The sequence below is a fragment of the Nocardioides sp. Soil774 genome, from assembly GCF_001428125.1.
Classification (GTDB): Bacteria; Actinomycetota; Actinomycetes; order Propionibacteriales; family Nocardioidaceae; genus Nocardioides.
On the sequence record NZ_LMSM01000008.1, the window covers coordinates 90,988 to 111,413 of the forward strand.

The 20,426-nt window shown below is 72.0% G+C and carries 18 protein-coding genes; 8 read left to right on the top strand and 10 right to left on the bottom strand.

The genetic code is table 11. The features are described from left to right. Positions 1–649 precede the first annotated feature (649 nt). The 3 genes from ASG76_RS19110 to ASG76_RS11695 form a co-directional block, all read right to left on the bottom strand. A complete protein-coding gene (locus tag ASG76_RS19110; protein ID WP_157559086.1) occupies positions 650–1,249 on the bottom strand; it encodes a hypothetical protein in 600 nt (199 codons plus the stop codon). A 437-nt stretch (positions 1,250–1,686) separates the two neighbouring features. Next, positions 1,687–2,799, bottom strand: coding sequence for a hypothetical protein (locus ASG76_RS11690; RefSeq protein ID WP_056603150.1), 1,113 nt, complete (start codon positions 2,797–2,799; stop codon positions 1,687–1,689). Positions 2,800–3,033: 234 nt separating this feature from the next. Continuing rightward, on the bottom strand, positions 3,034–4,023 hold the full coding sequence (locus ASG76_RS11695; protein ID WP_056603153.1) for a glutathione S-transferase family protein: 990 nt from the start codon (positions 4,021–4,023) through the stop codon (positions 3,034–3,036). A 79-nt stretch (positions 4,024–4,102) separates the two neighbouring features. Between ASG76_RS11695 and ASG76_RS11700 the strand changes: the two genes are divergently transcribed. Continuing rightward, positions 4,103–4,672, top strand: coding sequence for an ArsR/SmtB family transcription factor (locus ASG76_RS11700; RefSeq protein WP_056603156.1), 570 nt, complete (start codon positions 4,103–4,105; stop codon positions 4,670–4,672). Then, a complete protein-coding gene (locus ASG76_RS11705; protein ID WP_056603159.1) occupies positions 4,669–5,931 on the top strand; it encodes an MFS transporter in 1,263 nt (420 codons plus the stop codon). The genes ASG76_RS11700 and ASG76_RS11705 overlap by 4 nt, the downstream gene beginning before the upstream one ends. 122 nt (positions 5,932–6,053) lie before the next feature. Here ASG76_RS11705 and ASG76_RS11710 read toward each other — a convergent pair whose 3' ends face one another. Then, positions 6,054–7,124, bottom strand: coding sequence for a histidinol-phosphate transaminase (locus ASG76_RS11710; RefSeq protein WP_056603162.1), 1,071 nt, complete (start codon positions 7,122–7,124; stop codon positions 6,054–6,056). Beyond that, positions 7,121–7,687 (bottom strand): VanZ family protein, encoded by a 567-nt coding sequence (locus tag ASG76_RS11715; RefSeq protein WP_056603165.1) that lies wholly within the window; start codon positions 7,685–7,687, stop codon positions 7,121–7,123. The genes ASG76_RS11710 and ASG76_RS11715 overlap by 4 nt, the downstream gene beginning before the upstream one ends. Before the next feature lie 54 nt (positions 7,688–7,741). Between ASG76_RS11715 and ASG76_RS11720 the strand changes: the two genes are divergently transcribed. The 5 genes from ASG76_RS11720 (at position 7,742) to ASG76_RS11740 (ending at position 11,651) form a co-directional block, all read left to right on the top strand. Next, positions 7,742–8,131 (top strand): phage holin family protein, encoded by a 390-nt coding sequence (locus ASG76_RS11720; RefSeq protein WP_056603168.1) that lies wholly within the window; start codon positions 7,742–7,744, stop codon positions 8,129–8,131. Between the two features lie 6 nt (positions 8,132–8,137). Further along, positions 8,138–8,638 (top strand): low molecular weight protein-tyrosine-phosphatase, encoded by a 501-nt coding sequence (locus ASG76_RS11725; RefSeq protein ID WP_056603171.1) that lies wholly within the window; start codon positions 8,138–8,140, stop codon positions 8,636–8,638. Further along, on the top strand, positions 8,638–9,501 hold the full coding sequence (locus tag ASG76_RS11730; RefSeq protein WP_056603174.1) for a fructosamine kinase family protein: 864 nt from the start codon (positions 8,638–8,640) through the stop codon (positions 9,499–9,501). Before ASG76_RS11725 ends, ASG76_RS11730 begins: the two co-directional genes overlap by 1 nt. A 63-nt stretch (positions 9,502–9,564) precedes the next feature. Then, positions 9,565–10,260, top strand: a complete 696-nt coding sequence (locus ASG76_RS11735; protein WP_235529555.1) for a response regulator transcription factor — start codon at positions 9,565–9,567, stop codon at positions 10,258–10,260. After that, complete coding sequence (locus ASG76_RS11740) at positions 10,257–11,651, top strand: sensor histidine kinase (RefSeq protein WP_056603177.1); 1,395 nt, start codon at positions 10,257–10,259, stop codon at positions 11,649–11,651. Before ASG76_RS11735 ends, ASG76_RS11740 begins: the two co-directional genes overlap by 4 nt. A gap of 51 nt (positions 11,652–11,702) precedes the next feature. Here ASG76_RS11740 and pabB read toward each other — a convergent pair whose 3' ends face one another. From pabB to ASG76_RS11760, 4 genes are all read right to left on the bottom strand, one after another. After that, on the bottom strand, positions 11,703–12,983 hold the full coding sequence (gene pabB, locus ASG76_RS11745) for an aminodeoxychorismate synthase component I (RefSeq protein WP_056603181.1): 1,281 nt from the start codon (positions 12,981–12,983) through the stop codon (positions 11,703–11,705). Then, positions 12,980–13,540, bottom strand: coding sequence for an anthranilate synthase component II (locus ASG76_RS11750; protein ID WP_056603184.1), 561 nt, complete (start codon positions 13,538–13,540; stop codon positions 12,980–12,982). Before ASG76_RS11750 ends, pabB begins: the two co-directional genes overlap by 4 nt. Before the next feature lie 25 nt (positions 13,541–13,565). Then, a complete protein-coding gene (locus tag ASG76_RS11755) occupies positions 13,566–15,266 on the bottom strand; it encodes a sulfatase-like hydrolase/transferase (RefSeq protein WP_157559087.1) in 1,701 nt (566 codons plus the stop codon). Between the two features lie 120 nt (positions 15,267–15,386). Continuing rightward, positions 15,387–17,294 carry an anthranilate synthase family protein gene (locus tag ASG76_RS11760; protein ID WP_056603190.1) on the bottom strand — a complete coding sequence of 636 codons (1,908 nt, stop codon included), beginning with the start codon at positions 17,292–17,294 and terminating at the stop codon, positions 15,387–15,389. 76 nt (positions 17,295–17,370) lie between these two features. Between ASG76_RS11760 and ASG76_RS11765 the strand changes: the two genes are divergently transcribed. Next, the gene (locus ASG76_RS11765) at positions 17,371–19,320 is read left to right on the top strand and encodes a hypothetical protein (RefSeq protein ID WP_157559088.1); all 1,950 of its coding nucleotides are present in this window, start codon (positions 17,371–17,373) and stop codon (positions 19,318–19,320) included. Here ASG76_RS11765 and ASG76_RS11770 read toward each other — a convergent pair. Further along, positions 19,298–20,407 (bottom strand): acyltransferase family protein, encoded by a 1,110-nt coding sequence (locus tag ASG76_RS11770; RefSeq protein ID WP_056603196.1) that lies wholly within the window; start codon positions 20,405–20,407, stop codon positions 19,298–19,300. The two genes, ASG76_RS11765 and ASG76_RS11770, sit on opposite strands and share 23 nt — an antisense overlap. Positions 20,408–20,426 lie beyond the last annotated feature (19 nt).

Below are 20,426 nucleotides of genomic sequence, written 5' to 3' on the forward strand. Positions count from 1 at the left end.
TATCGGCCGGGGCCAGCCAGCACCAATCTGGGTCGCCCCTCCCGTGCACCGATAGTCCGTGTCGAATGGGTCGTCCCCCGTGGTGGCGGCCGACACATTTGATACGGACTATCGGGGCATGCGGATGAGCCGGCGCCGACGGGCTCGTGGGTGACCCGTCGACGCCGGCTCGCCTCCATTGGGGGGTGGAGGCACGGGCAGCTCCACGCGCTACCCGGAGCTGGGGGCAGCCACCTCCTGCTCGGGAACCGCAGACCGGCGTCCCGTCCGACCACGAGGGCCGGGCGCGACGCCGGGATGCAGGATCTTGCGAGCGTGGTGGACAGGACCTCCAGCATGCCGTGGGCTCGTGCCCACGTCCCGATTGGCACACGTGCCCATCGGGAGCTGAGACACGGTCGTCAGCTGCTCGTGGCGTGCAGGGCCGTGCTGGGCACGGTCCCGCCCGCCGGAGCGGCGGAGGACCCGCTGGGCTGTCCGACGGACAACCCACCGACTGTGAGTGCGACGGCTACGAGAGCCAATGCGGCGCGGCGCATGAGCACTCCTTCCTGTGATGGCCGGAGGCGCGAACGACCGGTTGTTCCCCTGGAACGACGGTGCGCGGGCCAGTTTGGAGACGAGCGACCCGGCTTGGGCCGACGCAGCCCTACGAACCAACGCAGTTCTGCGGCTGGATGGCTCCGGCCGTCTGTGCGTTGCCCGAGCTGAGGACGTCGCAGGTGGCTGCGTCGAGCAAACTCCAATAGATGGTCGAGGCGAAGTCATCCGCAGAACCAGTCGGCGCGGACTCGATCCAGTACGTCTCGCCGATGGTCCCAGCCGGGACGAGGACGCTGCCGCCAGTTACCCCACCGCTACAACCGGGCGCCGGCGCGGCCACCTGCGTGCACTGGTTCTGGTTCGCTGGCGCATGCCCGGGCGTGTCGAAGATGCCCCGAACCCCGCTGTAGACGCCGGGGCCAGGTCCGGTGGGAGCCGGTCCGACGTTGCTGGTGAACATGCCCGTGATCTGGAAGATGATGGCGGTGGATCCCGGGTTGCTCAGCGTGAGGGGGACCTCGAGCGTGAACTTGCCGCCACACCCCTTCCCGACGGATCCGGTGTTTCCGCATGCCCTGCCGAAGTCGATGACCGGCGGCGGCGGCTCGTGCGAGGTGGCGAAGGCCGGGATCGGTGCCGCGATCGCGATGACCGGGACCGACCAGGCGGCTCCTCGTACGACGGTGCGGCGAGAGTAATTGGACATGATGTTCCTTCGATTGCCGTGGAGCCGGCGCCCCAACTACCGCCGGCTGCATCTGCCGTCGCCCCCAAGACGTCGGCACTTCTGCAAGCACAAGCCTCGTCGCTGGAATGGGCGTGACATAGGGGCTTGGACGAGGCACCGGGGGATCTGCGAGAGGACTTGAGGGAACCTCGACGTACTTGGAGGAACACCGGTGTTTGGGCCGGACCAGTGGGTCGGTCTGCGTCGCTCGGCAGACACCCTCAAGCGCCCGAAATGCCGCTCCCATGCGGGTTTCCGGCCCACCCGCAGGGCTGGGCCACGCCACAGCTGAAGCGGCGCCGCCGGGCCCGTGGGTGACCCGTCGGCGCCGATTCCCTCCCATGGGGTGGAGGCTCGGGAGCAGGACTGCTACCCGGAGTGCGGGGGTGCCGTCGAGGACGGCGGAGGAGGCCTCGTCACAGGCCCAGGTCGTCGAGCGACACCGAGGCCGCGCAGCGCTGCGGGACCCGGATCCGGTCGAGGCGACGGCCGTCGACCTCCAGGGTGACCTTCTGGTTGGCGCGGGCCCGCGTGACGAAGGACCGGCTGGCCAGCGGCCCGACCGCGACGCGGTGCACCGTGGCACCGATCCGCAGGACGTAGACGGCCACCTCGCCGGAGCGGTTCGCCATCCGGGCGCGCACCCGGCCCCGGCAGCGCGCGCGGACCGAGCCGACCGGAGAGCCGAACGCCTGCGCGGGCAGCACCTCCGGCGTGCAGGCCCGCACGGTGGTCGAGGCGCTCGCAGCGCCGCTCGCCAGGTCGATCGACGTGGTGGTGGTGTGGCTGGCGCAGGCACCGGGCGCACCCCCCGCGAGGGCGAGGTCGTAGGCCCACGATCGCTCCAGCCCGGGCGCCCAGCCCAGCGCGGGCTCGAGGACGACGCGCTGGCCCGAGACGCCCTGGTCGTCGACGACGGCGACCGTGGCGTCGGTCTCGCGGGCGACGAACGACGCCGGCGCGGAGCCTTCGGAGGTCGCCGCGACGCCGTCACCCGCCGGGTCCCAGGCCGCGGTGGCCGTGACGGTGCCGGACGACGCGGGGACGGAGCCGAACGAGCACGTCCAGGGCAGCGTCACCGTCTCGCCCGCGCCCACGAGGACGTCGTCGCCACCCGTGACGGTGCAGGTGGGCGCTCCGCCGAGGTCGGTGGCGACCGACACGTCGGAGGTCGTCGCGGAGGTGCCGGAGCTGGTGACGGTGGCCTCGCCGGAGAGCGTCCACCCGGACTCGGTCATCGCACCGGCCCGGGCCGTCACGGTGTAGTGGAAGCGCGCGCGACCGCTGGCGTCGACCGACCGTGTGGTCGCGTCGACGGCCTTCTCCAGCGACCACGCGTAGGAGCGGTCGACGTGGCCCACGGCGGTGACCGTGGTCGTCGGCGTGGCTCCGGCGTCGTACGACGCTGCGGTGGCCGGGGCCGGGTCGAGGGCGAGCGCGGGCAGGATGAGCAGCACCGGTGCGAGCCGGACGGCGCGTCCGGTGCGCGCGGCCGTGCGGCGCGTCGCGGTCCCGTGTGCAGCTCCCACTGTGTGCTCCCCTGGCCGTCGATCCCGGACGGGATCGGTCGAGGGCTGCCACCCCTGTCGGCAGCCGTGGTCACCACGGTGCCGTCCCGACACGCGGGTCGGGCAGGACTTCGACGAAGCCCCGGCCTACCTGAGGAGCTGCTTGACCGAACCTCGACCGAGCGTGGGAAAACCTGACAGAACACCCGTCACGACAACCCCGCCAGCCTCAGGCGTACGCACGGATCAGGTGCGTCACCCGCGGCCGTGCGGGGTGTGCCAGACGGCCGGGTCCGGGCCGGCAGGCACGATCTGCGTGGGGTTGATGTCGGTGTGCACGACGTAGTAGTGGCGCTTGATCTGGTCGAGGTCGACCTCGTCGCCGAAGCCGGGGGTCTGGAAGAGCTCGCGGGCGTAGCCCCAGAGGTTCGGCATCTCGGTGAGCTTGTTGCGGTTGCACTTGAAGTGCCCGTGGTAGACCGCGTCGAAGCGCACCAGCGTGGTGAAGAGCCGCACGTCGGCCTCGGTGATCGCCTCGCCCATGAGGAAGCGACGCTGGCCCAGGCGCTCCTCGAGCCAGTCCATCGCGGCCCAGAGCCGCTCGTAGGCCTCGTCGTAGGCCTCCTGCGAGCCGGCGAAGCCGCACCGGTAGACGCCGTTGTTGACCTCGGTGAAGACACGCTTCATGACGGCCTCCATCTCCTCGCGGAGGTCGGCGGGCCAGAGGTCGGGGGCGTCGGGGCGGTGGTGCTCGCGCCACTCGAAGAACAGGTCGTGGGTGATCTGCGGGAAGTCGTTGGTGACGACCTTGCCGGAAGGTACGTCGACCAGCGCCGGCACCGTGATGCCGCGCGGGTAGTCGGGCTGCCGCGCGAAGTAGGCCTCCTGCAGCCGCTCGATGCCCAGCACCGGGTCGCGCCCACCCTCGTCGAGGTCGAAGGTCCAGCTGCGCGCGTCGTGGGTCGGGCCCGGAGCACCCCACGAGATGACGTCCTCCAGGCCGAGCAGCGAGCGCACGATGATCGAGCGGTGGGCCCACGGGCAAGCGCGGGCGGCCACGAGGCGGTAGCGCCCGGGCTCGACGGGCCAGCGCTCCACGTCGCGGGGGCTGTCCTTGGACCCGCTGGGGAAGGCGTCGTCGAGCGGGTCCGCCGACCGCTCGCCGGCCAGCACCCGGTCGGGGAGGTAGGACATGTCGCGCTCGAAGGGCTCGCCCTGCTTGGTGTAGGTCGCCGTGTCGTTCACGCTTCAACCATAGCCACCGGGCCATGCAGACTCCAAAGAAGTGTTTGCAAATAACTCTTTGCAGTCCTACGCTGGTCCCGTGAAGCCGACCTCCGCCATCACCCCCGACATCGCCGGCCTCCGCGCGCTGAGCCACCCCGTGCGCCTGCGGATGCTCGGGCTGCTGCGTGCCGAGGGCGCGGCCACCGCGACCACCCTCGCCAGGCGCCTCGACCTCAACACCGGCGCGACGTCGTACCACCTGCGCCAGCTCGCGCAGCACGGCTTCATCGAGGAGGACACCGAGCGCGGCAACGCCCGCGACCGCTGGTGGCGCGCGACGCACGACGCCACGCGCACCGAGTTCCGCGGCGACGACATCACCGACGACGTCGAGGCCTACCTCGGCACCGTCGCGATGATCTACGGCGAGCGGCTGCGCACGGTCGTCTCCGAGCTGCGGTTCTACCCCGAGGAGTGGCAGGGCGTGAGCACGCTCAGCGACTGGCAGTTCTCCCTCACCCCGGCGCGCGCCAAGGCGCTCGTCGAGGCGCTCACCACCCTCATCGAGGACGTCGAGGAGACCGAGGAGGAGGGCGCGGCAGGCTTCGTGGTCAACCTCAACGCCTACCTCCGCCCCGGCGAGCTCGACACCGGGGAGCAGGCATGACGACCGCGGTGGCCCCCGCGACCCGGCGTACGCCGCTGGTCGGCGGCCTGGTCGCCGAGGGCGTCTCCTTCGTCGGCACGCGGATCTCCATGATCGCCATCCCGTGGTTCGTGCTGTCGACGACCGGATCGGCGACCCAGACCGGGCTGGTCGCGGCCGCCGAGATCACCCCGCTCGTGCTGCTCAAGGCCCTCGGCGGCCCGCTGCTCGACCGGGTCGGCCCGCGACGCGTGACGCTCGCGTGCGACCTGGTCTCGGCCGTCGTCGTCGCCACGATCCCGGTCCTGCACGGGCTCGGCCTGCTCTCCTTCCCCACCCTGCTGGTGCTGGTCGCGGCCGCCGGCGCGCTGCGGGGGCCGGGCGACGCCGGCAAGGCCGCGATGAGCCCCGAACTCGCGCGCGTGGCCGGCTGGTCTCTGGAGCGGGTGTCGGGCCTGGCGTCGGCGGTGGAGCGGACCTCCACGATGGCCGGCGCCGCCCTCGCGGGCCTGCTGGTGGCAGGCGTCGGCGCGGCCGACGCGCTCTACGTCGACGCCGCGTCGTTCGTCGTGTCCTTCGTGGTCTTCGGCCTGGCGACGCGCGGGCTGGGCCGGCCGGTCCCGCCGGAGGCCGACGTGCACCCCACGTCGTACGCCACCGAGCTGCGGCAGGGCTGGGACTTCCTGCGCACCGAACCGGTGCTGATCGCGATCTGCGCGATGGTCGCGGTGACCAACCTCGTCGACCAGGCCTGGACCGCGGTCCTCTCGCCGGTGTGGGCCAAGGAGTCCGGCGCGGGCGTCGCGGTGCTCGGCAGCCTGTTCGCGGTGATGAGCGGGGCGTCGGTCGTCGGTGCGCTCACCGCCGCGCGGTGGGGCGAGACGCTGCCGCGCTTCCGCACCTACGTGCTCGCGTTCCTCGTCGCGGGGGCGCCGCGCTTCGTCGCGATGGCGCTCGAGTCGCCGGTGTGGGCGGTCTTCGTCGTGACCGCGGTGGCGGGCGTCGCGTCGGGCTTCCTCAACCCGATCCTGGGCGCGGTCATCCTCGAGCGCATCCCCGCGCCGCTGCTCGGGCGCGTGTCGTCGCTCAACACCGCGATCTGCTGGTCGCTGATGCCGCTCGGCGGGATCCTCGGCGGGCTCGCGGTCACCGGCCTCGGCATCTCACCGGCCCTGCTGGTCGCGGGCGCGGTCTACCTCGTCACCACGATGGCGCCGACCCGGGTGCCGTCGTTCCGCACGATGGACCGGGCGCCCGGCTCTGTCCCGAGCGGTGTGTGAGGCGGCTTCTGGCTCACCGAAACCCGCCTCACGCACCGCTGGTCCGATCGAACGGTTCCGAGCGGTGTGTGAGGGGGGTTGTCAGGCCTCAGAACCCGCCTCACGCACCGCCCCAAGAGCGATCAGGGTGCGAAGCGCGCCGCCACCTCGACCACGCGGTCGAAGGCCTCGGCCTCCCCGATGCTGACCCGTACGCCGTCTCCGGCGAAGGGCCGCACCGAGATCCCGACCTCGCCGCAGGCCGCGGCGAAGTCGAGGGCGCGGTCGCCGAGGGGGAACCACACGAAGTTGCCCTGCGCGTCGGGGAGCTCCCAGCCCACCTCGCGCAGTCGGGCGACGAGGTCGGCGCGTCGCTCGACGAGGTCGGAGACCCGCGCGAACAGCTCGTCCTGCGCCTCCAGCGAGGCGATCGCGGCGGCCTGGGCGACGTGGCTCACGCCGAACGGCAGCGAGACCGCACGCAGCGCGGCGGCCAGCGGCGCCGGCGCGACGGCGTACCCGACCCGGAAGCCGGCCAGCCCGTAGGCCTTGGAGAACGTGCGCGTCAGCACCACGTTGTCGTGGCGGCGGTAGGTCGCGATGCCGTCGACCGCGTCGTCCATGCGGACGAACTCGAGGTAGGCCTCGTCGACCACGACGACCACGTGGGAGGGCACCTTCGCGAGGAAGGCGTCGAGCTCGGGCTGGGTGACGGCAGGCCCGGTGGGGTTGTTGGGCGTGCAGACGATGACGACCTTGGTGCGGTCGGTGACGGCCGCGGCCATCGCGTCGAGGTCGTGGTGCCCGTCGGGCAGCAGCGGCACCTGCACGCTGGTGGCGCCGCCGGCGGTGACCGCGATCGGGTAGGCCTCGAAGGAGCGCCAGGCGTAGACGACCTCGTCGCCGGCGTCGCAGAAGGCGTTGACGAGCTGGTAGATCAGCGCGACCGAGCCGGTGGCGGCGGCGAGGTCGTCGGTCGGCACGCCCATCGCCTCGCCGAGCGCGGCGTAGAGCGCGGAGCTGCCCATGTCGGGGTAGCGGTTCATCTCCGCCGCGGCGGCGTGGGCGGCCTCGAGCACGCCGGGCAGCGGCGGGTAGGGGTTCTCGTTGGACGACAGCTTGTAGGACGTCAGCCCCTCGCGGGCGACCGGCGGCTTGCCGGCGACGTAGGCAGGGATGGCGAGCACGTTGGGCCGCGGCTGGGGAGAGCTCATGTCCGCACCTTAGTGAGCCGCCCGCGCCACGGCCTGAGCACCGGCAGCAGGAGGAGCCCGACGAGCGACCCGATCCCGGCACCGAGCACGTTGTCGACGAGGTCCGTCACGTCGCAGGCGCGGTCGAGGCGCGCGAGCTGGAGCTGGGTGAGCTCGATCCCCAGGCTGTACGCCGCCAGCAGCGCGAGGCCGAGCGGGGCGAGCACCAGCCCCGACCACCACCGTCCCGCGGCGAGCACCAGGAAGATGCCGGCCGGCACGAAGAGCAGCACGTTGAGGGTGCGCTGGTCGAGGCCGAGCACCTCGAACGTGGTGCCCGACGGGCCGCCGTAGTCCCACGAGCACGACTCGCTGCGCGTGTCGGCCGGCACGATCCCGACGTCGGGGCGGGTCGGCACGAGCGTCACCAGCGCGATCGCGACGAGCGACCAGAGCAGCCCCGCGACCGCGACGGCCGTGACGGGGCCGAGCCGCCGGCGCAGCGCCACGGCGAGGAGCACGCCCAGCACGGCGGCCACGAGGGCGCCCAGCACCATCACGCCGGTGCCGCCGATCCTGACCACCCGGTGAGGCTAGAGCGGGGACGGTGGACGACGCACGTTGGCTATGGTCGGGGCATGCGCTTCGTGACGTGGTTGCTGACCTACGCGGTCGGCCTGGCGGTGGCAGCCCAGCTGCTGGACGGGATCCGGTTCGACGGACCCGCGGCCGGCCAGGCCGAGGTGCAGGAGAAGATCGTGCCGCTGCTCGTCGTGGCGCTGATCCTGGGCCTGGTGTCGACGTTCGTCGAGCCGGTCGTCAAGCTGCTGTCGCTGCCGTTCATCATCCTCACCCTCGGCTTCCTGCTGCTCGTCATCAACGCGCTCATGCTGCTGCTCACCGCCCGCCTCGCGCAGGCCTTCGACCTCGGCTTCCACGTCGGCGGCTTCTGGAACGCCCTCGTGGGCGCGGTCATCGTCACCATCGTCGGCTGGGGCGTCCGCGCCGCCCTCCCGGCGCGGGACTGACCCGGTTTGCCGAGCCTCCCCCCGCCCCGCACCGCAGGGACCTACCGCATCGAGCTGGTGTGCCTGGGCAACATCTGCCGCTCGCCCACGGCCCACGTCGTGCTGGAGAGCCGGATCGCCGACGCCGGCCTCGACGACCGTGTCGAGGTCACCTCGTCGGGCACCGGCGGCTGGCACGTCGGCAACCCGATGGACGAGCGCGCCGCCGCAACACTGACCGGCGCCGGCTACGACCCGACGCGGCACCGCGCCCGGCAGTACGACGCCGCGCGCCCCGACACCCACGACGTAGTCCTGGTCATGGACGAGGCCAACCTCGCCGACGTGGGCGGGCGCAGCGCGCGTGTCGGGCTGTTCCGCGACCTCGATCCGGTCGATCCCGGGGGCGAGGTCCCCGACCCGTACTACGGTGGGGCCGACGGGTTCGAGGAGGTGCTGGCGATGGTCGAGCGCACGAGCGACGCGATCGTCGCTGCACTGCGCGACGCCCTGGCGGGCCGGGACTGATGGCTCGTCAGCCGATCATCGCCCGTCGGGCCGAGGAGCTCCTCGGCTCGTCGGTCGTCGCGACCTCACCGGTCGCCGGCGGTGACATCGCCACCGCGACCCGGCTGCGGCTCTCCAGCGGCCAGACCGCGCTGATGAAGACGCTCCCGCACGCACCGGAGGGCTTCTTCGAGGCCGAGGCCGCGGGCCTGGCGTGGCTGGGAGAGGTCGACGGCGGCGTCCCGGTGCCAGAGGTCCTCGCCGCCGCGAGCGACTGCCTCATCCTCGCCTGGGTCGAGCAGGGCCCGAAGACGCCGGTCGAGGCGGCCACCACCTTCGGCCAGCAGCTCGCCGTCACCCACGCGGCCGGCGCCGACGGCTGGGGCCTCGACCACGACGGCTTCATCGGCCGCCTCCCGCTGCCCAACCGCACGGCCGGCTCGTGGGCGGAGTTCTACGCCGTGCGCCGGCTCCTGCCCTACCTCAAGCTCGCGCGCGACCGCGGCGCGATCACCGACTCCGACGCCGCGGCGGTCGAGGCGGTCGTCGGCCGGCTCACCGAGCTGCTCCCCGACGAGGCACCCTCGCGGCTGCACGGAGATCTCTGGAACGGCAACTGCCTGTGGGGCCAGGACCTGGCCATCCACGTCATCGACCCCGCCGCCTACGGCGGTCACCGCGAGGTCGACCTCGCGATGCTGCACCTCTTCGGCCTCACGCACCTGCCGCGCGCGATGGCGGCGTACGACGAGGCGCACCCGCTGGCCGACGGCTGGGAGGACCGCCTCGGCCTGCACCAGCTCTTCCCGCTGCTCGTGCACGCCTGCATGTTCGGCGGGGGCTACGGCGCCCGGGCCGGCAGCGTCGCGGCGCGCTACGCCTGACCCTCACCCGATCTTCAGCGTGCGCTCAGGCACGACTGGCATCCTTGCAGTCGTGATGTGCCCGTGAGCGAGTCCAAGCCCTGCGTGCTGGTCGTCGACGACGACCGCGCCGTGCGCGACTCGCTGCGCCGCTCGCTGGAGTTCAACGGCTACGAGGTGGCGCTGGCCGCCGACGGTGCCGAGGGCCTGGTCGCCGTGGGCGCGCAGCACCCCGACGTGGTGGTGATCGACGTGATGATGCCGCGCCTCGACGGCATCGAGACCACGCGTGCGCTGCGCGCGGCGGGCAACGACGTACCGGTGCTGGTGCTGACGGCGCGCGACGCGGTCGGCGACCGGGTCGAGGGCCTCGACGCCGGCGCCGACGACTACCTCACCAAGCCGTTCGCGCTCGAGGAGCTGCTGGCCCGGCTGCGCGCCCTGCTGCGCCGGGTGGTGCCCGAGGACGGCGCCGACGGCGAGGTGCTGACCTTCGCCGACCTGACGATGGACGTCGCGAGCCGCGACGTCTCGCGCGGCGGCCGGGCGATCGAGCTGACCCGCACCGAGTTCACCCTGCTGGAGATGTTCCTGCGCCGCCCGCGACGCGTGCTCGACCGCTCCTTCATCCTCGAGGAGGTCTGGGGCTACGACTTCCCGACCAGCGCCAACTCCCTCGAGGTCTACGTCGGCTACCTGCGCCGCAAGACCGAGGCCGAGGGCGAGCCGCGGCTGATCCAGACGGTGCGCGGCGTCGGCTACGTGCTGAAGGAATCATGAGCTCCACCGCCACGTGGCCCGACGGGCGCTGGCACTACCGGCGCTCGCTGGCCTCCCGGGTGGCCGTGCTCACCACGGTGGCGATCGGTCTCTCGATCGCCGTGCTGGCCTTCACGGCCTTCGTGGTGATGCGCGCGCAGCTGATGAGCTCGCTCGACCAGTCGCTGCTCAACCGGGCGCACAAGGCGACGGCGTTCACCACGCTGTCGGAGATCACCGCGCGCGGCGCACCGGCGTGGATGCTCGGCGCGGCCGACGTCCGCATCATCTTCATCACCGCCGAGGGCAAGGCGATGACGGGCGACGACGTCCCCGACTTCACCCTCGGGCAGCCGGAGTACGACGTCGCGACCGGCCGCCGCGACTCGGCGGTGCGCACGATCGTGACCCGCGAGGGCGAGCGCTTCCGCGTGGCCACCGTGCAGGCCAACAGCGGGCAGGCGCTGATCCTCGCCCAGCCCCTCGCCCCCAACGACCGCACGCTGGAGAAGCTCGGCGGCGTGCTCTTCGTCTTCGGTGCCCTCGGCGTGCTCGCCGCGCTGCTGATCGGGTGGATGGTCGCGCGCAACGGGCTGCGGCCGGTGCGCCGGCTCACCTCCGCGGTCGAGCGCATCGCGGTCACCGAGGACCTGAGGCCCCTGCGGATCGAGGGTGACGACGAGGTCGCGCGACTGGCGACCGCCTTCAACCAGATGCTGCTGGCGCTCGGGGCGTCGCGCGACCGGCAGCGCCGGCTCGTCGCCGACGCGAGCCACGAGCTGCGCACGCCGCTGACCTCGCTGCGCACCAACCTCGACCTGCTGCGCCAGGCCGAGGGCAACACCGCCTTCCCCGCCGAGGCCCGACTCGAGCTCCTCGACGACGTGCGCGGCCAGATCGAGGAGCTCAGCGCCCTGGTCGGCGACCTGGTCGAGCTGGCGCGTGACGAGCCCACGACCCACGTGGTGGCGGAGGTCGACCTCGCCGAGGTCGTCGAGCGTGCCGTGACCCGCGTGCGCCGCCGCGCGCACGGCGTGGCCTTCGACGTCGACCTCGAGCCGTGGCCGGTCGTCGGCGACTCCAGCACGCTGGAGCGCGCGGTGACCAACCTGCTCGACAACGCCGGCAAGTGGAGCCCCGCCGAGGGCACCGTGACGGTCCGGCTCGTCGGCGGCGTGCTCACCGTCGACGACGAGGGCACCGGCATCGCCGAGGCCGACCGGCCCCACGTGTTCGAGCGGTTCTACCGCGCCGAGGAGTCGCGGGCGATGCCCGGCTCCGGGCTCGGGCTGGCGATCGTGCGCCAGGTCGTCGACCGCCACGGCGGTCGGGTGGAGGCGTCGCAGTCGCCGGCAGGTGGCGCGCGGTTCAGCCTGTGGATCCCTGGCGTCCCCGCTGTAACGCCGGGTTAGTGCACCTACCCACCCCCGTGCACGGGGGTGGGTACAAGCCCTGACCCGGCGTTACAGCGGCTCTCCGTCGAACACCCTGAGCAGCCGCTCCGCCTTCCAGCCCGCCTCGGCCCACTCCTCGGCGACGTCGGACTTCACCGTGATGCCGCCGCCGGTGCCGAGCATCCAGGTGCCGCTGCCGTCGGTCGTCAGCGAGCGGATGACGACCCCGAGGTCGGCCGGGCCGTCGCCGCTGATCCAGCCGAACGCGCCGGCGTACACCCCGCGGGGCGTCGACTCGACCTCCTCGATGATCTCCATGGTCCGCAGCTTGGGCGCCCCCGTCATCGAGCCCGCCGGGAAGAGCGCGCGCAGCGCAGCGATCGTCGACACCTCGTCGCGCAGCCGGCCGCGGACCGTGGAGACGAGCTGGTGCACCGACTCGTAGGTCTCGACCTGCATGAGCGACGGCACCTCCACCGAGCCCACCTCGCAGACCTGGGACAGGTCGTTGCGCAGGAGGTCGACGATCATGAGGTTCTCGGCGCGGGTCTTCACCTCGGTCGCGAGGCGCTCGCGCAGCGCCTCGTCCTCGGCCGGCGTCGCGCCGCGCGGCGTCGTGCCCTTGATCGGCTTGGTCTCCAGGTGCCGGTCGGCGGTGATGACGGCGTAGCGCTCCGGCGAGCTCGAGAGCAGCCAGCCCCGCGCGCCGTCGACGTCGTGCTGGAGGAACCCCGAGTACGGCGCCGGGTTGAGCTCGCGGAGCCGGAGGTACGCCGTCAGCGGGTCGAGGCCGGAGCGCCGGGTCAGCCGGTGGGTGAGGTTGACCTCGTAGGAGTTGCCGGCGTGGAGGTGCTCCTGGACGCGCGCGAAGGCGTCGGCGTACTGGCTTGTCGGCCTTTCCCTGACGTTGTCAGGCGTTGCACCGGCCGACAAGTTCAGGGATCCCCGGCTGACCGGGGATCCCGACGCAGGCGCAGGAGGCGCGGCGTGCTCGAACACCCGCACCCCCCGCGGCCGCATCCACACCGCGTCGGGCAGGAGCGGGTCGGGGGCGGCGGGGAGGTCGGTGCGCGCGGCGTGGCCGAGGTAGCCGAACCACTGCTCGCCCGCGCGCAGCCTCGACTCGAGCACGGCGAAGACGTCGTCGCCGACGACGGTCGTGGTGCCGCCGGCGTGGAGGGAGACCTCGCGCCGGGCCGCGGAGAACGACAGCGACTCGTCGTCGTCGTCGAGCCAGCCGATGAGCGAGCGCCGCCCCGACCAGTCGCGGGCGCCGCCGCCGTCGAGCCAGAAGCACCGCGCGTGGCGCGCAGCCACGTCAGCGAAGAAGGAAGCAGGGTCGACCTTCATGACAGGAAGCTCCTGATCATCGCCTCGCCGTGCTCGGACAGGATCGACTCGGGGTGGAACTGCACGCCCTCGAGCGGCAGGTCGAGGTGCCGCACGCCCATCACGACGCCGTCCTCGCTCCACGCGGTCGCCGTGAGGTGCTCCGGGAGGGCGGTGACGGCGAGCGAGTGGTAGCGCACGGCCGCGAAGTCCTGCGGGACGCCTGCGAAGATCCCGAGGCCGTCGTGCCGGATCGCAGCCACCTCGCCGTGCGCGGGCCGCACCCGCTCCACCCGGCCGCCGTACGCCGTCACGAGCCCCTGCATGCCCAGGCACACCCCGAGCACCGGGCGGCTGCCGGCGAGCAGCACCTCGGTGCCGACGGCGAAGTCGGAGGCGACCGACGGGTGACCGGGCCCGGGCGAGAGGACCACGTGGGAGTGCCGCAGCACGTCGGCCGCGGAGACCTCGTCGTGCTGCACGACCCGCGGGAGGACGCCCGTCACCGACGCGACGAGGTGCACCAGGTTCCACGTGTAGGAGTCGTGGTGGTCCACCACGATCACGTCCGGCTGCACGGAGCGACAGTAGTGCCCGCGCGGGCTACTGCCGCACGGCTCGGCAGGCGTCGGGCACCGCCTCGTCGCCGGCCTGGGTGCAGGTGTCGAAGGCCGCGAGCCGGGCCAGCAGCGCGGCCACGTCCTGCTGGTGCCGGGGGCTGGCGAAGGTGTTGCGGCGCTCGAAGCGGTCCTTCTTCAACGAGTAGTACTCGTAGCCCCACGTGACCTCGTTCGGGCGGGGGTCGAGGTCGAAGCGGGCCAGCAGCGCGGTGCGGCTGCGCACCGCGGTGAAGGAGGGGATCCGGTCGAGCTCGGCACCGCTGAACGCCGCGTCGGGGTCGCCCCCGGTCAGGGTCTGCTGGGTGTGCTCGAGGAAGGCGTAGCGCTGGCGCACCAGGCCCGGCTGGGCGAAGGTCGGCGCCAGCGAGACGCCGCTGCGCCAGGGCGCGGGTGCCAGTCCCGCGAGCTCCTCGAAGGTCGGGGCGAGGTCGATGTTGCTCGTGACCTCGCCGCGCGCGCCGGGCACCACGCCCGGTCCGGTGACGAGCAGCGGCACCCGCACGTCGGTGTCGTACGGCGTCCCCTTCCCGCGGCCGAGCCCGAGCTGGCCGAGGTGGAAGCCGTTGTCGGAGGTGAGCACGACGTAGGTGTTCGGGCCGACGGTGCGCAGGATCTTCGAGACCAGCCGGTCGGCGGACTGCGCCATCCGCGCGCGGTCCCGCAGGTCGCGCACGGCGAGCGGGGCCGGCAGCGTGCGGACGGTGTTCCACGCGCGGGCGCGGCTGCCGTCGGCCAGGCGCGGGCGGTTGTCCGTGCGGGAGTCGCCGGAGCCGGGGAGGTCTGCGGTCGTGAGCTTGCGGCAGGCGACCCGACCACAGCTGCGCTCGCTCTCGCGGTCGCGGAACGCCGCCGGGAAGAGCGGGTCACCGGGGTAGTGGCCCTCGGCGTTCACACGGTTGTGCGGGGCGTAGACGGCGACCTCGAGGAAGTAGGGCGCGTCGGAGGCCTCGCCGTCGCGCAGGAAGTCCATCGCGAGGTCGCCGATCACGGTGCCGGCGTAGGCCTTGTCCTTGGCGCGGTCGCTCGCGCTCGCCGGCGGCGCCGGGTGCTGGGTGAGCCGCAGCCGCTGGTCGACGAGCGAGGTGCTGGCGAAGTCCCACCCGTCGTAGGCCGAGCCGAAGACCGTGTCGAACGTCGTCCAGCCCGGCACGACGGGCGGGAGCGCGCGACCGGGCGACCACTCGTACTCGTTGAGGAACTTGCCGACGAAGCCGGTGGTGTAGCCGGCCTCCTGCAGGCGCACGTTGAAGGCGCGCTCGGGATTGCCGTGGGTGTCGTAGGCCGGCCAGCCACCCAGCGTCGAGGTGCCCTGGTGGGACGTGTTGGTGCGCACGCCGGTCTGGTGGGGGTACTGCCCGGTGAAGAAGCTCGAGCGCGACACGCAGCACAGCGAGTCGGTGACGAAGGAGTGCGGATAGCTCGCGCCCGTGCGCCGCATCCGCTGCACCGACCGCATCGTCTGCACGAGGTCCATCGAGAAGTCGTCGAGCATCACCACGACGACGTTGGGGCGCTTCGCGCGGGCGGCCGCGGGCTGCAGCTCACCGACCGCCGCCGCGCTGCTCGTCGTACGCGGGGGGCGGGCGCCGTCCGGCCCGGCACCTCCCGGCGCCCCGCAGGCCGCACCCGCCGCCATCACCGCGAGCAGGCACAGGCCCACCCACGCTCCCCTGAAGTGCTGCACGTCTCCCCCGTCATGTCCTGCCGACTACCCAGAGTGACGTCCCCCGGCGCGGTGGGGTTGCCTGCCACGCCGAACGAATGTCTAGTCGTTGACTAGACAATAGCGCACGGGAGCCGCGGATCAGGTCAGGAGGTCGCGGACCGCCGTGTGCAGCAGGTCGTAGCCGTTCTCGGTGAGGATCGACTCGGCGTGGAACTGGATGCCGCGGAAGTGCGGCCCGACGATCGCGTGGATGTCGCCGGTCGTCTCATCGGCCTCCACACGCAGTCCATGAGGCAGAGTGCCGTCGGGGAGGGCAAAGCCGGCCGGCACCCGGCCGACGAAGGTGTTGTAGAAGCCCACCCGCTCCGTGCGCCCGTCGAGCCGCACCGGCGACTGGGTGCCCTGGAAGACGACGTCCTTGTAGGCGAGGTCGAGGCCCAGGCGCTGGCACAGGGTCTGGTGGCCCAGGCACACCGCGAGGAAGGGCTGCCCGGAGGCGAGCAGGTCGTCGACCGCGCGGCGGAACGACGCGATCTTGGGGTGCTCGCCCTCGCGGGGGTCACCCGGTCCGGGGCCGACGATCACCAGGTCGGCGCCGTCGAAGGCACCCGGCTCGTAGTCCTCGTGCCGCACCACCCGCGACGTCATCCCGAAGACGCCGAGCACGTGGACGAGCATGTTCACGAAGTCGTCCTCGCCGTGCAGGATCACCGCGCTCCGCCCCGCCAGGCCCGGGTCGGCGGGCTCGCCCGCCTGGTCGGTGAGCCAGAAGCGCGAGAGCCGCTGGTTGCGCGAGCCGAGGGCGAGCAGGACGTCCTCGTCGCGGGCCAGCTCGGCGATGTCGGTGCCGTCGGAGCCGGCCGCGGGCGCGAGCCCGAAGGCGCTGAGGATGCCGCCGGCCTTGGCGCGGGTCTCGGCGACCTCGTAGGCCGGGTCGGAGTCGCGCACGAGCGTCGCCCCGGCGGTGACCTTGAGCTCGCCCGCCGGCGAGACGTCGGCGGTGCGGATCAGGATCGGGCTGTCCATGGTGGGCGTGCCGTCGGGCGAGCGGCCGAAGAGCGCCAGGGCCGCGCCGTAGTAGCCCCGGCCCTCGGGCTCGTAGTCGGCGATCAGCCGGCAGGCGTTCTCGACCGGCGCGCCCGTGACCGTGGCGGCGTACATCGTGTCGCGCAGGATCTCGCGGTGGTCGCGCTCGGAGCGCCCCGCGAGGAGGTATTCGGTGTGGATGAGGTGGGTCATCGGCTTGAGGAAGGGGCCCAGCACCTGCCCGCCCTCGTGGCAGATGTCGCACATCATCTTGAGCTCCTCGTCGACCACCATGAAGAGCTCGAAGACCTCCTTCTCGTCGGCGAGGAAGTCGAGCAGCCGCTCCTTGAGCGCGTCGCCGTGCCCCGCGACCCGGAAGGTGCCGGAGATGGGGTTCATCCGCACGTCGCCCGAGCGCACCGACACGTGCCGCTCGGGGCTCGCGCCGATGAGGAAGCGGTCGCCGGTGAAGAAGACGAAGGTCCAGTAGGCCCCGCGCTCGCGCTCGAGCAGCCGGCGGAACACCGTCAGGGCGCGCGAGGCGTCCCAGTCGGCGAGGACCGCGCGGTAGTGCCGGCCGATGACGAGGTTGGCACCCTCGCCCTGCCCGATCTCGTCGCGGATGATCGCCTCGACCACCCGCTCGTAGTCGTCGTCGCTGGTGGCGAACCCGCCGCGGTCGGCGAGCTCCACCGGCACGTCGGGCAGCGCCGCGAGCAGGTCGTCCACCGACACCTCGTGCTCGACCTCGATGTCGACCACCGTCAGCGGGGTGCCGTCGTCGATGGCGGCGAAGCCGCGCTCGCGCACCTGGCGGAACGGCACCGCGACGAGCCGGTCGGCGCTGCGCCCCGGCTCGGGCGCACCGGTCTCCAGGGGGATGTCGAGCAGGCTCGCGACCTCGTGCGGCGTGCCACCGACCAGGCCCGCGGTGGGCGCGGCCTTTCGCCGGATGACCGCCCACGCCCCGTGCCCCTGGATCTGCTCCAGGAGGTCGTGGACGGAAGCGGTGTCGGTCATGACGCAGACCCTACTTCCGAGGGAATGCGGGTTCCGCACCGTCTTGGGGCCGGCAATTCTGCGGCAGACTGCGACCATGGCAACCGTGCTTGCGAGTCGGGTCTGTCGCTCCGGACGGGCAGCATGGGGGCTCGCCACCTTGGTACTGCTCGGCAGCGTCCTCTCGACCGTCGCCGGGCTGAGCCCCGTGGTACTGCTGTCGTGCGTCGTCGCCCTGCTGAGCGCCGCTCTCTCCCGCCCATTCGGCTGGGTGCTGGGAGCTGCAGTCGCCTCGCTCACGCTGGTGGCTGCATTTATGGCGTTGGGACAGCTCTACCTCCGCATCGGAATCCCCTTCGTCGCGGGCAACACCCTCGTTCTCTCGTTGACGGGCGCCTCCTCCCTCGCCGTGATGGCCAAGGGCGTCAGACCTCGTCCCCTCTCGGGCGAGGCTCGGTGGCTCGCGTTCGGCGCCGCGATCACCCCCGCCGTCTGCACCGCCTCTCTGATCGTCGTCCGGATGGCCTCATCGAGTCCCAAGCTCGCCTGGATGATGAACAACGACAGCGCCTTCAACCTGTTCACATCGCAGCACATCCTGAGGGACGGCGGGGTAGACCCCGAGAAGCACCCCAGCCCAGCCGCGGGGATCAGCGAGATGGTGGCGCTGTTCACCGGGCCGGGGCGTGATGGAATTGCGTCGGCTGACCTCTTGGAGCACGATCTGGTCAGGGCGATGCAGCTCCTGGTTCTGGCCACCTCGGCTCTCAGCTTCGTCGGCGCCATAGGTGTTGTCCTTGCGGCGCGGGGCGGACCGCTCGTGACCCGCTTCTGTGTGGCAGTGGCGGTCGCGGTGCTGCCCTGGACTTGGATCATGTTCGGACAGGCGACCCAGTTCGGGTTCTGGAACGCGATCGTCAGCAGCGCGGTCCTCGCGACTGCGTGGCTGGCCTTCGCTGAGGCCGACCGGCACCCAACGGCTGCTTCCGCTGCACAGGCACTCGCGGGCACGGCGCTGCTGGCGCTCTGGGCGCCGCTCCTTCTCGCTCCAGCACTGTTCGGCCTGATCCTGGTCCTGCGCCACTGGCGCGCGCACATGGGACTACGGAGGTGGGCGCTCGGTGCCTGGCTCGCACCGGTGGCCCTGCTGGCCTGGTACTTCGTGTTCGTGGTGCGGCCCCTTTTCACCTCCCAAGGAGCCGCACTCGGCGCGGACGGCGCGATGTTCCCGATGGCCAAGACCACGGTGCAGGCAATCCTGATCACCAGCGCGGCGATCGGTCTCCTCGCCTACTCGGGGCGCGGCCGGACCGGCGAGATGCTCGGCGCTGCTGCTGTGCTGATCGCAGGGATAGCGGGTCTGGAGTACCTGATCGCCCAACGGGAAGGAGCGCCCTCGGGTCCGTGGGGTTACTACCCCGCCAAGTTTGGGTGGCTCATCGCCTACCTGGCCATCTTGGTGGGCGCACGCGCCGCAGCTGCGATCGCCATGCCTTCGCCCACGGAGCCGACGCCAGGCGCGCCTGATCGGCGGCCTGGCTCGGGGCGATCAGCGGCTGCCGCGATTGCCCCTATCGCTACGACGGTGGCCATGCTCATCCAAGTGCCCCCCGCGGATCCACGGCCTCTCACCGCCGCCCACCCGGTGTCGCTGCCAACGCCCGTATGGAGTCCGGGCGCCATCCTGCCTGTGCTGTCCATCGCCCAGGAGCACGGCTCCAGCGAGCTGGACCCGGCAGTCGCGACCCTGCTGAAGATCTCATCACCGGAGGAGAAGCACGTGCTTTCCCGGTTCCACGCCGACCCGGCACTGGATGCGTTCGTGAACTTCTGGCTGCTCTCCCAGCCGGTCGTCGAGGACAACGACGCTGTTCGGTACTACGCCTACTTCCTCGAACCGGACAACCCGGACTCCTTCTGCGACCTGGCCACGACGTGGGGTCCGGGACTCGAGGTGTGGACCAAGGACGTCCAGTGGGGCCGCCAGCTCGAGAGGCGCTGCCAGGACGCCGACTGGAGCGTCGTCAGCGTCCACCCCGCCAGCTGACCTTGACCTGCGCCAGCCGGGGAACCCTGTTCTTCAGACGCAGAGCAGGCTTCTCGACCACGTGCCAGGAGATCAGTGCCAGGAGCGCGGTCAGGGCGGTGACGACGATCAGGTTCACAGCCATGTTCTGCACGCCGGCCACATGGATCACGGTCTGTTGAACGGGGAAGGCCCATAGGTAGATGCCGTAGGACAGGTCGCCGAAGCGCGCAGCCTGGCGGATGTACGGCGTGCTCGCCAGGCCGACGGCAAGGACGAGATAAGGCAGCGCGACCCACGAGACGTGGCCGACCCATGTCGGCTCGATCGCGATGACCAACAGGTAGGTCGCGAAGAGGCCGACGGCAACGTCGGCGCGGAAGAGTCCGGAGACCCGCTCGTGCCCCAAGCGCAGCAGCACTCCGGCGGCGAAGAAGACCCACATGACCGCGGCGTCAGAGATGCGCGTGCCGTAGACGACCGCCGACTCCATCGGCGGGGTCGCGGCGTACCAGAGCGAGAGGGCTAGGAGCACCGCGATGACCGCTGGCCGCGCCAGCCGCGGCACGACGAGCGCCAGGGGGACCACGATGTAGCACAGGAACTCGGCCGGCAGCGTCCAGAGCGAGCCGTTGACGACGTTGGCGTAGGGGAGGTCAGTGAAGACGCCGGGCAGGAAGTAGACGGGCTTCATCAGGATGTTGTTGAGGTAGTCGGTCGTCTGCGGATGCGTGGCGTAGTCGCCGACCGGCAGCACCGTCAGCAGCGGGCCGAGCACGCAGGCGCAGACCAGCACGACCACGGCTAGGCCGGGGAAGATGCGCAAGCATCGTGCGGCAGCGTAGGACAGCGGGTCACGCGTGCGGTTCCAGCTCGCGGTGATCAGGTAGCCACTGATCGAGAAGAAGATCACGACGCCGATGCTCTGCACGCCGTAGCCGATCAGGCCCGGCGTCGCGGCGGGGGCGCCCAGGAGCGGGTAGGCGTGCCCGAGGACCACCAGCAGCGCGCCCACCAGGCGCAGGAAGTCGAAGTTGTTGGCGCGGTGGGTCATCGGGCGCTCGACGGTTTCGTCCGGGTCCGCCACGACCTGGCTCTCGGCCTCCACCCGGCCAACCGTCCGGTCC